15 protein-coding genes and 1 tRNA gene are annotated in these 12,521 nt (G+C 34.8%); 13 read left to right on the forward strand and 3 right to left on the reverse strand.

Going from position 1 to position 12,521, the window contains the following annotated elements; genetic code table 11:
• The first annotated feature begins 129 nt into the window (after window positions 1-129).
• From PGH12_RS00415 to PGH12_RS00425, 3 genes are all read left to right on the forward strand, one after another.
• On the forward strand, window positions 130-735 hold the full coding sequence (locus tag PGH12_RS00415) for a DUF2911 domain-containing protein (RefSeq protein ID WP_267597937.1): 606 nt from the start codon (window positions 130-132) through the stop codon (window positions 733-735).
• A gap of 11 nt (window positions 736-746) precedes the next feature.
• Window positions 747-1,274, forward strand: a complete 528-nt coding sequence (locus tag PGH12_RS00420; protein ID WP_267597936.1) for a GNAT family N-acetyltransferase — start codon at window positions 747-749, stop codon at window positions 1,272-1,274.
• A gap of 214 nt (window positions 1,275-1,488) precedes the next feature.
• Window positions 1,489-1,848: a cupin domain-containing protein gene (locus PGH12_RS00425; protein WP_267597935.1), complete on the forward strand. Its 360-nt coding sequence runs from the start codon at window positions 1,489-1,491 to the stop codon at window positions 1,846-1,848.
• Between the two features lie 285 nt (window positions 1,849-2,133).
• Here the strand turns inward: PGH12_RS00425 and PGH12_RS00430 are convergent, their stop codons facing one another.
• From PGH12_RS00430 to PGH12_RS00440, 3 genes are all read right to left on the reverse strand, one after another.
• The gene (locus PGH12_RS00430; protein WP_267597934.1) at window positions 2,134-2,877 is read right to left on the reverse strand and encodes a dienelactone hydrolase family protein; all 744 of its coding nucleotides are present in this window, start codon (window positions 2,875-2,877) and stop codon (window positions 2,134-2,136) included.
• 63 nt (window positions 2,878-2,940) lie between these two features.
• Complete coding sequence (locus PGH12_RS00435; protein WP_267597933.1) at window positions 2,941-4,122, reverse strand: hypothetical protein; 1,182 nt, start codon at window positions 4,120-4,122, stop codon at window positions 2,941-2,943.
• Between the two features lie 14 nt (window positions 4,123-4,136).
• The gene (locus PGH12_RS00440; RefSeq protein ID WP_267597932.1) at window positions 4,137-4,565 is read right to left on the reverse strand and encodes a type I restriction enzyme HsdR N-terminal domain-containing protein; all 429 of its coding nucleotides are present in this window, start codon (window positions 4,563-4,565) and stop codon (window positions 4,137-4,139) included.
• Between the two features lie 8 nt (window positions 4,566-4,573).
• Here PGH12_RS00440 and holA point away from each other — a divergent pair, with 8 nt between their 5' ends.
• The 10 genes from holA to PGH12_RS00490 all read left to right on the forward strand — a co-directional run bounded on the left by holA (window position 4,574) and on the right by PGH12_RS00490 (window position 12,520).
• Window positions 4,574-5,611, forward strand: a complete 1,038-nt coding sequence (gene holA, locus PGH12_RS00445) for a DNA polymerase III subunit delta (protein ID WP_267597931.1) — start codon at window positions 4,574-4,576, stop codon at window positions 5,609-5,611.
• Window positions 5,612-5,760: 149 nt separating this feature from the next.
• The gene (gene trxB / locus PGH12_RS00450; RefSeq protein ID WP_267597930.1) at window positions 5,761-6,702 is read left to right on the forward strand and encodes a thioredoxin-disulfide reductase; all 942 of its coding nucleotides are present in this window, start codon (window positions 5,761-5,763) and stop codon (window positions 6,700-6,702) included.
• A 130-nt stretch (window positions 6,703-6,832) separates the two neighbouring features.
• The gene (gene crcB, locus PGH12_RS00455) at window positions 6,833-7,204 is read left to right on the forward strand and encodes a fluoride efflux transporter CrcB (protein ID WP_267597929.1); all 372 of its coding nucleotides are present in this window, start codon (window positions 6,833-6,835) and stop codon (window positions 7,202-7,204) included.
• A gap of 139 nt (window positions 7,205-7,343) precedes the next feature.
• Window positions 7,344-7,428 (forward strand) — tRNA-Ser (locus tag PGH12_RS00460).
• A 197-nt stretch (window positions 7,429-7,625) separates the two neighbouring features.
• A complete protein-coding gene (locus PGH12_RS00465; RefSeq protein ID WP_267597928.1) occupies window positions 7,626-8,723 on the forward strand; it encodes an XdhC family protein in 1,098 nt (365 codons plus the stop codon).
• Window positions 8,724-8,747: 24 nt separating this feature from the next.
• Window positions 8,748-9,728 (forward strand): GTP 3',8-cyclase MoaA, encoded by a 981-nt coding sequence (gene moaA / locus PGH12_RS00470; protein WP_267597927.1) that lies wholly within the window; start codon window positions 8,748-8,750, stop codon window positions 9,726-9,728.
• Window positions 9,728-10,309, forward strand: coding sequence for a nucleotidyltransferase family protein (locus PGH12_RS00475; protein ID WP_267597926.1), 582 nt, complete (start codon window positions 9,728-9,730; stop codon window positions 10,307-10,309). Before moaA ends, PGH12_RS00475 begins: the two co-directional genes overlap by 1 nt.
• A complete protein-coding gene (locus PGH12_RS00480) occupies window positions 10,306-11,490 on the forward strand; it encodes a molybdopterin molybdotransferase MoeA (protein WP_267597925.1) in 1,185 nt (394 codons plus the stop codon). Before PGH12_RS00475 ends, PGH12_RS00480 begins: the two co-directional genes overlap by 4 nt.
• 23 nt (window positions 11,491-11,513) lie before the next feature.
• Complete coding sequence (locus PGH12_RS00485) at window positions 11,514-12,248, forward strand: sulfite exporter TauE/SafE family protein (RefSeq protein ID WP_267597924.1); 735 nt, start codon at window positions 11,514-11,516, stop codon at window positions 12,246-12,248.
• Between the two features lie 41 nt (window positions 12,249-12,289).
• Window positions 12,290-12,520, forward strand: coding sequence for a MoaD/ThiS family protein (locus PGH12_RS00490; RefSeq protein WP_267597923.1), 231 nt, complete (start codon window positions 12,290-12,292; stop codon window positions 12,518-12,520).
• Window position 12,521 lies beyond the last annotated feature (1 nt).

The following is a 12,521-nucleotide window of genomic DNA, read 5'->3' on the forward strand; positions in this document are numbered from 1 at the left end:
CCACAAATTCTATTGATAGATCAATCTTTAATTCTTCAATTATTTTGTTGAATAATATTTAACAAAATTTATAAAAGTCAAAAACTAAATTCTGACAACCGTTTTGTAATTTTATCAAAATTTAAAAAAGTGAAAAAATTATTATTCGCCGTTTGCATATCGGCTTCGGCTTTCAGTTTTGCACAGGATTATTCGGTACCGGCAGCGAGCCCGCGTCAAAAAGTAGAACAACAGTTTTCAATGTCCAAAATCAGTATCGATTACGGAAGACCTGGCGTGAAAGGAAGAAAAATATTCGGAGAATTGGTTCCTTACGGACAGGTGTGGAGAGCAGGTGCGAACTCATCTACAAAAGTGACGTTCGGGCAATCTGTGAATTTTGGTGGAAAAACAGTTCCTGCGGGTACTTATGGGTTATTTATCGTGCCGACAGAAAAAGAATGGAAAGTAATTTTAAATAAAGATTTTCAGCAATGGGGCGCTTATACATACGATCCAAAACAGGATGTAGTAGATGTCACAGTGCCTGTCAATAAATTAGCAGACAAGCAGGAATGGTTTGAAATTACTCTAAATCCTACAGACGAAAATTCCGGAAATTTGGTGATCAAATGGGACATGGCTCAAGCTGAGGTTGCTCTGAAACCTGCAAAACCTGAGGCAGTTACTAAAATCGCAGAGAAACTCAAAGAAATTAAAAAGATAGAATCAGACGCTGCAAAAGCAAAAAGCTAAGACTTATAAAGATGAATTTTTCTATTCAAACCGTTTTAGAAAACGAAAAATATCAACTGATCCCCTTACAGCAAGGGGATTTTGAGTTGTTGTATGATGTCGCATCCAACCCGAAAGTATGGGAACAGCATCCAAATAAAGACCGCTACAAAAGAGAAGTTTTTGAGAATTTTTTTAAAGGTGCAATTGAAAGCCAGGGTGCTTTTAAAATTGTAGAAAAATCCACAGGAAATATTCTAGGAAGTACGCGTTTTTATGATTTTGATGAATCTAAAAACAGCATTTTCATTGGCTACACTTTCTACGGAACTAATTCTTGGGGAAAGGGTATCAATCCGCAGATCAAAAAACTGATGATGGATTATGTTTTTCAGTTTGTGGGTAAAGTGTATTTCCATATCGGAAAAGAAAATGTGCGTTCGCAGATTGCTTTAGAAAGATTGGGCGGACAAAAGATTGCTGAAGAAGAGGTGGCTTATTTTGGTGAACCAACGAGAACTAATTTTGTGTACGAAATCAAAAAAGAAAATCATTTTTAAGTAAGTTTCATTCAGATTTTGCTGATTGAGCAGATTTTGAATGCTGAAAATATATCAGCAAAATTGCGAGAGATTTAAATTATAGCTTGTCAACAATTTATTTTATATAAAAATTTTGTGAGCTTATATAAGTGGAACGGCTTTGTTTAACTTAAAATATTTAGTAGTTAAAAAATTTTTGCGGCCTTTACGTTAAAAACTAATTAGTAATAAAATGAAAAAATATAAAATTCAGAAATCACCTTTTGTAGTTCCTACAAACGATGAAAAACTGATAGAAGAACATTGGGGAAACTCAACCAAAAACCCCAATATTTCAATTGCACACATGGTTGCGCCACCCAATTGGAGCGAACCGCATCAAACTCCTGAATTTGATGAATTTACCATTATTATTTCAGGTAAAAAGCAATTCGAAATTGACGACGAAATTGTAGTTTTAGAGAAAGGACAAAGTATTATGATTGAAAAAGGAGCAAGGGTTCGTTACAGTAATCCATTTCCAGAGATTTGTGAATATATTGCAATTTGTCTTCCTGCCTTTTCTATGGACCTAGTAAATAGAGAACAATAAATATTAAAATATGGCGATGAAAACCTGTCCTCAATGCAAGGAAAATTCATTCACTTGGTTCATTAATGAAAAGTCTGGTCTCACAAGCTGGAGTTGTTTCAGCTGTGATTATGAAGCAAAACAAACTAAAGATGAGTTGATATGTGAAAATTGTAATGAAGCATCAAAAAAGATCTTGAAAGATAAAGAAACCGAATATTTCTGGTGTTCAAACTGCAATACAATCAGTGATATATAACTAAAACAACCTCAAAAATTGAGGTTGTTTTAGTTATATTGAACAAATTATTTTAAAATTTCCTTCAAAAACATTAGTGTATGGTTCCATGCTCTTTTTGCCATCACGGGATTGTAATCTGCAGATTTCGGATCAGTAAACGTATGTTTTGAATTGGCGTAAATGATGATTTGCCAATCAGCTTTCCCATCGTTCATCTCTTTTACCAGATTATTGTAATCCTCCGGCGTCACACCTTTATCGTCTGCAGGATTTTCCACTAAAATTTTAGTTGAAATCGCTTCATTTGGTCGTGATTGATCTTTTCCAATGCTTCCGTGAATGGAAACTACACCCACAACAGGCAATTTTCCTCTTGCAGATTCTAAAGCTCCCGTTCCGCCAAAGCAATATCCAATTACTGCAATTTTATCAGCAATAGCACCGTTCTTCTTCAATTCTTCCAAAGCCAGAGAAATTCTTTTTTGGTAAGCTGCGTAATCTTTCTTGTAAAATCCTGCTGTTTTTGCTGCCGAAGCATTATCGGTCGGAATATTTCCTTCACCATAAATATCAGCGACAAATGCAATATAACCTTGTTTTTCTAAGTCTGCGGCTGCAGTTTTTGCTTCATCGTCAATTCCTTTCCAAGCAGGAAGAATAAGAACTCCGGGAAGTTTTTTTCCTGAGTTTGACGTTACCAAACCGTTCAGTTTTTGCGAACCATCCTGATAGGAAACCTTTTTTAAATTTTGACTGAAAACTGTTGCTGAAGTGAGTAGAAGTACTGACGAAAATAATAAACGTTTCATATATAACTTTTTTAGATGAATAAATATACATTGCGTATGCAAATGTTAAGCTAAAAAAAATTCCTATTTACTTAAATTTTCACTGGTAATTAATTTGTCAATCATTTCATTGAAATCCGCTTTTGTAATTCCCGAAACTCTTTTTAAGGTTTTAAAGTAATTATCCTGATCTTCCTCATTAAATTTCCCACAATTTAAAAGTTCTAAAACACCGCTAAAACTTTTTTCTTTTTTAATTTTTTTTATGATGACTGCATTAATAAAATTTTCAATGTAAAGTGGTGTTGAAGGGAGGCTGAAATTTTCTCTAGTACCGTACAGTGACAGCCAATCTGTTTTTTGAGAAACTGAATAGGCATTTTTAAAGTGAATGCATATTTGTTCCCATTTATAAACAGGATGTCCATCGTTTAGATATGAATATCCTTCCAAAACAGGTAAATACAGATTCTTTTGTGGATATTTCTTAGTTACCCTCGCTTTCCAAAGGCTGCCAAAAGAAAAATCATCCAGTATTCCTTTTTGTGTAGCGACAATCAGGATACTTTGATTATTATCTGTTGCTGAGTCAATTCCCAGAAAAAAATTATTTGGGGAGTCATCCCTTTTGTAATCAATTCCCAACAGCTTGTAAGCTTTAAAAACTCCATCTACACAATATACTTTAGTGGGAATTTTTTGTTCTTTTAGATTTAAACTCAGTTGATTGTTTTTTGTAATAAAATCTCTCAGTTTTTTTTCGTCAATATCTTTTTCAAAATAGAAACTATAATTTTCAATGGTTTTAGATTTCCAGCTAGTTAAATTGTTTTCGATTGCTGATGATACAAGATATTTGTTGTTTATTTCCTGTACCGTGATTTCAATTTTTGCTACTGAATTTTTTATTTCTTTGCCCTCGTAATAGCAATTCAGTTGAATTATAAAATTATTTTTGTTACTCACTTCAGCCGATGTAATCTCATACATCAGAGTGTATCTTGTGTTGAATATTTTACTGTTCTGCAGGTTTCGCAGCTCATCCAAAAAAAGCCACGTTTCTAATTTATTGTCAGGATTAACAATCGTTAAATCTTCATTTTGAATACCTTTCTCTAAAATAAAATGATTTAATACATCAATCATTTTATTTCTTTTCAAAGTATCTTTTACAACGTTCAGATTTTTATTAATTAAAACTTTTGACTGCGAAAAAGTAAAAATAGAGATCAGTAAGAATGAAAAAATAAATAAACTTTTAGTCATCAATTAATTAGAATTTAAGATTTATAAAATATATAGTTTCCATGTTCAAATTTTGCATTAATATGCTGCAAACCATTGGTTAAAACAATTTCTTTTGCCCCGATGATCGAGTTATATCTTGCAGTTTGTTCAAAAGTTTTTTCAGTCAGTTTTATTTGTGGAGCTTTACATTCGATCAATATAATTGGTTGTGTTTTCTCAGTAATCAGAAGATCAATTCTTTTAGTTAAACCATTGAGAACTATCTTTTTTTCTGTAATTAAAGCGGATACAGAATAAGATTTTACCGTGAGATAATAATGTATCCAATGTTGTCGAACCCACTCTTCAGGTGTGAGCAAAAGGTAAGTTTTGCGCACCAAGTCATAGATAAAAAACTTATCTTTGTCTTTCTTGAATTTAAAATCAAAAGTTTCCTGAAAATTCAGTTTGGGAAGTTCCATTTATTAAGATGAAAGAATTAGATTTAATCCTCAAAAATATTAAAAATAAAGAAGTTTTACCGATTTATTTTTTCCACGGAGAAGAACCTTACTTTATTGACGTTGCTGTAAAAGCCCTTGAACACGATTTTTTGGAGGAAGATGAAAAAGCCTTCAACCAAACTGTAACTTACGGAAAAGACACAACTTATCAGGAAATACTTTCTTTAGCAAGACAGTTTCCGATGATGGGTGACAAGCAGGTAATCATCGTAAAAGAGGCGCAGGATTTAAAATTTAATGATGAAGAAAGCAGAGCTTTAGAAGCATATGTAGAAAATCCCGTTCCGTCTACTGTTTTGGTTTTTGCCCACAAGCACAAGAAGTTAGACAGTCGGAAAAAAGTCACGAAAACTTTAGCAAAAATTAATTCTTTATTTCTGAGTGAATCTTTCAAAGATCATAATTTGCCAAAATGGATTGCCGATGAATGCCTTAGACTTAAGATAAAAACAGCCCCGAATATTTCTCATCTTCTTGCAGAATATCTTGGAAACGATCTTTCCAGAATTTCTAATGAATTGAGTAAACTGAAAATAATTCTAAAAGAAGGACAGATTTTAGACGGAACAATTGTAGAAAATCACATCGGAATCAGCAAAGAATTTAATGTTTTTGAACTTCAAAAAGCTTTAGGAACCAAAAACACAAATGCTGCATATAAGATCGCTCATTTTATGGGTAAAAATCCGAAGAATAATCCTTTTGTAATGTTACTTTCAAGTCTTTACAATTATTTTTCTAACGTGATTGTTTACAGTACAATGATTGGTCAGTCACCTCAGTTAATTGCTTCTCAAATGGGTGTAAATCCTTATTTTCTAAAAGATTACGCGGAGGCAGCAAGATTGTATCCGTTAAAACATTCTACGAGAGTAATCTCAATTCTACGAGAGTTTGATATGAAGGGAAAAGGTTTGGGAGCAGTAAATATGAGTGAAGCTGAATTGATTAAAGAATTGGTCTACAAAATTATCAATGTTGATAAAATTAAGATGAAAGTATGATTTTATGCCTTAAAACTAAAAGGATAAGACAATAACTATTGACATTTCACATATTAAATATCGAAAACTATCATTAATTTTTCTTTAATTAAATATTAAAAATAACGAACTTTGTCGTCTTAAAATTTAAATCTTTTGAATAGCTAATTATGGAGCAAAATATTTTAGATTGTATCATTGTAGGATCTGGGCCTTCTGGCTTCACAGCAGCAATTTATGCAGCAAGAGCAGACTTAAAACCTGAATTGTACACAGGTCTTGAGCCGGGCGGACAATTGACTACAACAACCGAAGTTGATAATTTTCCTGGTTATCCTGCAGGAATTACCGGACCTGAAATGATGATGGATTTGCAGAAGCAGGCAGAAAGATTTGATACAAAAGTGCATTATGAAATGATCACTAAAGCCGAGTTTTCTACAGAAGTTGGCGGTGTCCATAAATTATATGCAGGTAATAAAGAACTTTTTGCAAGAACGGTCATAATTTCTACTGGTGCTACTGCAAAATATCTTGGTCTAGACGACGAAAAAAAATATAATGGTGGTGGAGTTTCTGCCTGTGCAACCTGCGACGGATTTTTCTACAGAGGAAAAGATGTGGTCGTAGTAGGAGCAGGCGATACAGCGGCCGAAGAAGCTACTTATCTTGCAAAATTGGTAAATAAGGTAACTATGTTGGTAAGAAAAGATGAGTTCAGAGCATCAAAAGCGATGATTCACAGAGTTGCCAATACACCAAACATTGAAGTGAAATTTCATCACGAATTAATAGGCATTGAAGGTGAAAATAATTTGGTTGAAAGAGCAGTGGTGATCAATAATCAGACACAGGAAAAATCGACAGTAGACGTTCACGGAATTTTCATCGCAATTGGTCACAAACCCAACACAGATATTTTCGTCGGGCAGATTGATCTAGATGAAAACGGATACATTGCTACTGAAAAGGGTTCTACACGAACTAATCTTCCAGGAGTTTTCGCGGCAGGTGATGTTCAGGATCATATTTACAGACAGGCAATTACTGCTGCCGGAAGTGGTTGTATGGCCGCAATGGATGCTGAAAAATACTTGGCTGAATTACATTAATTATCAAATTAAAAATTTAAAAACGCACCAATTTTTGGTGCGTTTCTTATATCATAAAATCGCTGTAGATTTAAAATTAAAACTGATAAAGCTATAATTATTGCGATTTTAAAATAATAAACACCTGTATATGAAAAACATATTGCTTATTTTTCTTGGTGGCGGATTTGGGAGTATTTTACGATATTTAATCTCAACTCAAACACAAAAACTCTGGACTATCAATTCTTTTCCTGTAGGAACATTAGTGGTGAATATATTGGGCTGCTTCATAATAGGGTTTCTTACGTCATACTTTTTTAAGAATGATAACTATTTGAAATATCTTTTGATCACAGGATTTTGTGGAGGTTTTACTACATTTTCCACTTTTTCTGTTGAGAATTATTCACTTTGGCAAAATCAGCAATACGGAATATTACTTTTATATGTTCTTATAAGTGTTGTATTGGGTTTAGTAGCAGTAGTTATTGGGATGAAATCAAACATTTTGTTGTCGTAGCATTTCTTAAAAAATAATCTGCCTGATTTTTAATAGATTATTAGTCGCCAACAAAATTTAATTCAAAATTATTTTGCTGATATTGAAAAGTGTTTTATATTTGCACCACTGAAAAACAACGATATCATCGGAGTTCTTTGGAGAGATGGCAGAGTGGTCGATTGCGATAGTCTTGAAAACTATTGACTGTAATAGGTCCGGGGGTTCGAATCCCTCTCTCTCCGCTGGTTGAGATACTAAATTTAAACAAACCCTTGTTAATTAAATGATTAGCAAGGGTTTTTTGTGTTCAGTATGATCACTACATGTTAGTACATTACGATATTCATTGTTTAAGTAGCAGAAAAAGAATGATTATCAACATTGCACGAAATTTGTAGCTTACGTTCTTCATATTCTATACTAACATTATTATATCGAAATGAAAGAAATTACTGATATTTTAGAATCCTATCGCACCGCACTTCTTGAAGGGAAAAAAACAGCACTTGCAACGGTTGTTAAAGTAGAAGGTTCTTCATACAGACAGCCAGGCGCAAGAATGTTGGTTACTGAAGACGGAATTTTAACGGGAGCTATCAGCGGAGGTTGTCTGGAGGGTGACGCCTTACGAAAAGCACTTCTTGCAATACATCAAAAACAGAATAAACTCGTCACATATGATACGAGCGAAGAAGGATTGTTAGAATTTAATGTACAATTAGGTTGCAATGGCATTGTTAATATTTTATTTGAATTTATTGATTCTCAAGACCCACAAAATCCTTTAGAAATAATTCGAAAAGTTCTGGAGAAAAGGTGTGATTCTGTTATTACAACTATTTTTTCATTAAAGAGAAATGCCGTTCAGATCGGAACGGTCAATGTATTTCAGGGAGATAAAAGTTGTTATAATGACATTCATTCTTTGGAAAGTGAAATGTTAAACATTCTGGAAAAAAAATCTACACATATTAAAAATTTTGAAATTAATAGTGAGGAGCAAAATGTATTATTTCAATATATCGCCCCGCCTGTTTCTTTACTGATTGCAGGAGCGGGAAATGACGTGCAGCCGGTTGTGAAAATGGCAGACCTGTTAGGTTGGGAAGTCACGGTAGGCGAAGGCAGAGCTGCCCATTGTACTAGCAAAAGATTTCCGCTAGCTAAAAATATTGTAGTTGGAAAGCCTGATGATCTCATTCAGATTGAAATTGATCATAGAACCTATTGTATTCTGATGACTCACAATTACAAGTACGATCTTGAGGTGTTAAAATTGGTTTTAAAAACAGACTGTCCTTACATTGGAATTCTTGGTCCAAAAACAAAGCTTCACAGAATGTTTGATGATTTAAAGTTGGACGGTTTTATACTTACAGATAAAGATTATCAACGGATCTATGGCCCGATTGGTCTGGATATTGGTGCAGAAACATCTGAAGAAATTGCGTTATCTGTTATTTCCGAGATAAAAGCCGTTGTTGAAGACCGAAAAGGAACTTCTCTACGCCACAAAACCGAAAAAATTCATTCGTAAAAAAGCTTTCCAAAAATTAATTACATGATTAAAGATACTTTCGGCAGAATACACAACTATCTGAGAATTTCACTCACAGATAACTGCAACCTGCGATGTTTTTATTGTATGCCGGAAGAAAAATATGCTTTTGCACCTGCCGCAAAACTTATGCAAGTCCAAGAGATTGAGACGATTGTAAAGCTGTTTGTAGATCACGGTGTCAAAAAAATTAGATTGACAGGCGGTGAACCTCTGGTACGAAAAGACGCTCCAAAGATTTTAAAATCTCTAGGAAAGTTAAATGTAGAATTGGCAATTACGACCAACGGCATCCGCGTGAATGAGATGCTGATAGAGTTATTAGAAGCCAACATTAAAACGGTCAACGTAAGTCTTGATACACTTCAACGGGAAAAATTTTTAAAGATCACAAGAAGAGATTTATTTGATCGTGTAAGAAAAAATATTGATCTTTTATTGGAAAATAATGTTCGGGTAAAGATCAACGTAGTTATCATGAAAGGTTTAAATGATGATGAAATTTTATCTTTTATCCAATTGACAAAAAATCATAATCTGGAGGTTAGGTTTATAGAATTTATGCCTTTCACCGGAAATTTGTGGACCAGTAATCAGGTTTATACTTTGCACGAAATTTTATTGAAAGTCAGTTCGAGGTATGATATTATTCCTGTAGAACCTCTGCCAAATGATACTTCCAGCAAATACCGAATTGATGGGCACAGCGGGGCATTTGCGGTCATCAGTACAATGAGCCAGCCTTTTTGTGATACCTGTAACAGAATGAGACTCACTGCTGACGGCAAACTAAAAAACTGTCTTTTTAGTAAGGATGAAACTGATCTACTTGGAGCCTTGCGTAACGGTGAAGATATTTTGCCGCTCATAACGCAGACAATGATGTCAAAAGCAAAAGCTTTGGGCGGCCAATTTAGCGGTGTTTTTGAGGATATCGATGTCTCGAAACTTGAAAACAGAAGTATGATTACAATAGGCGGCTAATGGATACAGGAATATTGATTTTAGCAGCGGGAAATTCTTCGCGACTAGGAGAGCCAAAGCAATTATTAAAATTTAATGGTACATCGCTCCTCCGGAATGTTACTGAAGAAGCCTTAAAAACAACGCAGAATATTGTGATGGTAACAGGTTTTAATCATACTTTACTTGTTAAAGAAGTAGAAAATCTGAACGTTATTGCAGTTGAAAACCTAAATTGGAAGGATGGAATGGGGTCATCAATTAGGGTGGGAATTAATAAGCTTTTAAAAGCATTTCCAGATATTGAGAACTGTATCATTGCAGTTTGTGATCAGCCTTACATCACTTCATCGGTTTTTAATGAATTAATTCAGAAGCATAAAGAAACTTTAAAAGGAATTGTGGCATCGAAATATTCTGGAATATTGGGAACGCCAGTTTTATTTGAACAAAAATATTTCAAACACCTTCTGAATCTCACGGGAAATGAAGGTGCCAGACGAATGATTCAGAAATTTAAAGAAGACATTGCTGAAGTCAGTTTTGAAAAAGGAGCTATTGATATTGATACTCCGCAGGATTATAAAAATTTAACTTCATGAAAATGATTTCTGTAGAGGAAGCAAAAAAAATTATTTCCCAATCTGCTTTATCAAAAAGGAGTGAAGTTATTGAGCTTTCGAAAGCTTTCGGGCTGGTAACTTCTGAAGATATAATTGCATCGGTAGATATTCCAAACTTTGCACAGTCATCAATGGATGGATATGCTTTCAAATTTAAAGATAAAGATCTTTTGCTGAATGTTGTAGGAGAAATGGCGGCCGGAACTTCTCAGCAACTAACACTATATGATGGTGAAGCGGCAAGAATTTTCACTGGTGCGCCTCTGCCAAACAATTCTGATACAGTGGTGATGCAGGAAAAGATTCGCTTTGAAAATAATTTTCTTATTGTTGACGATCAGGATATTTTGCAGGGAAATAACGTCCGTCCGAAAGGCGCCGAAGTGAAAAAAGGTGAGCTGGCAATGCACAAAGGTACTCATCTTTCTGCCGCTGCGATCGGATTTCTCGCCGGAATCGGATGTTCCCACGTTAAGGTCTATGCCCCACCAAAAGTTGCGATCATTCTTACGGGGAGTGAACTGCAGGATCCCGGAAATCCTTTGGAATTTGGTCAGGTTTATGAAGCCAATTCTTATCAGTTAAAAGCAGTTTTAAAGCAAATAGGAATTAATGATATTGAGACTTTTAAAGCCAATGACGATCCAAAGGTGTTGCATAAAGTTCTTGAAAAAGCAATTGACAATTATGACGTTATTTTACTCAATGGAGGCGTAAGCGTGGGAGATTATGATTTCGTTACCCAGGTTGCGAATACTTGTGGTGTGGAAGAAAAATTTCACAAAATAAGTCAAAAACCTGGCAAACCGCTTTTTTTTGGAACGAAAGATGAGAAATTGATTTTTGGACTGCCTGGTAATCCGTCATCATCACTCACTTGTTTTTATGAATATGTATTACCTGCGCTTGAAAACATCATGGGATTGCCATCTCAATTAAAGGAAATCAAAGCCAAAGCGACTCACGACTACCATAAAAATCCGGGGCTCACCCATTTTTTGAAAGCATTTTACAACAATGGGAATGTAACACCTCTTCATGCTCAGGAATCGTTCAGACTTCATTCTTTCGCACAGGCCAATTGCCTGCTTGTTTTGCCTGAAGAATCTCTAGGCTGCAAAGTAGATGATGAGGTGACGGTTCATCTTTTGCCAATTTAAAATCAGATAAAAAGTCAAATACGATGTCTTTAGAAATATTTTATGGAATTCTTTTCTTTGTTGCCTTTCTGTACGCTGCCGTCGGACATGGCGGTGCGAGCGGATATTTAGCCTTAATGGCGTTATATGGCGTCGCCCCGGAAGAGATGAAACCCACCGCGTTGATGCTTAACCTTTTTGTTTCTCTCACCTCGTTTATTCAGTATTACCGAGGTGGATATTTTTCTAAAAAGCTATTTATTCCTATAGCGGCAGCATCTGTTCCTATGGCATTTCTAGGTGGAATGATCACTGTTGAAGAGAACATCTATAAACGAATTCTAGGGTTGTTGCTCCTGTTTCCTGTTATCCGTTTTTTCTTTTTTAAAAATGTGAATGATGATGACCTTAAATCTCACAATACAACGGTCGCTGCTGTTACCGGCGGAGTAGTAGGATTACTTTCAGGGATGATCGGCATTGGAGGCGGAATTATTCTTTCTCCCATTTTGCTCCTTCTGCAATGGACGAACCAAAAGCAGACTGCGGCAATAAGCGCAGCATTTATCTTCGTAAATTCTGTGGCAGGATTAGGAGGAATGTTGACGCAGGGAATATCTTTTACCGCAAATATGATGATGTACATTATTGTCGCTTTCTGCGGTGGAATGTTAGGAGCTTATTTCGGCTCAAAAAAATTCAATCAGAATATTTTAAAATACGTTTTGGCTACCGTTCTGTTGATGGCTTCCTATAAATTGTTGTTGACAAAAGCATGATAATTAAGTTTTTAAGTATTTTTAATTAAAGTGACATTGTTATGAAAATAAAAATATTAGCATTTGGACAGATTGCAGAAATTACAGGAAAAGAATTTGCAATAGAAGCTGAAAATCTGGCTTCTTTAGAAAGACTTTTAATTCAAAAATTTCCCAATCTTACAGATAAGAAATTTGCATTCGCCGTTAATAAAAAACTGGTGAAAGATCATGCAACTGTTTTGAATGAAAATGATGTTGTGGCTTTAATGCCGCCTTATTCAGGAGGATAGT

The organism is Chryseobacterium sp. CY350, from assembly GCF_027945075.1.
Taxonomy (GTDB): Bacteria; Bacteroidota; Bacteroidia; order Flavobacteriales; family Weeksellaceae; genus Chryseobacterium.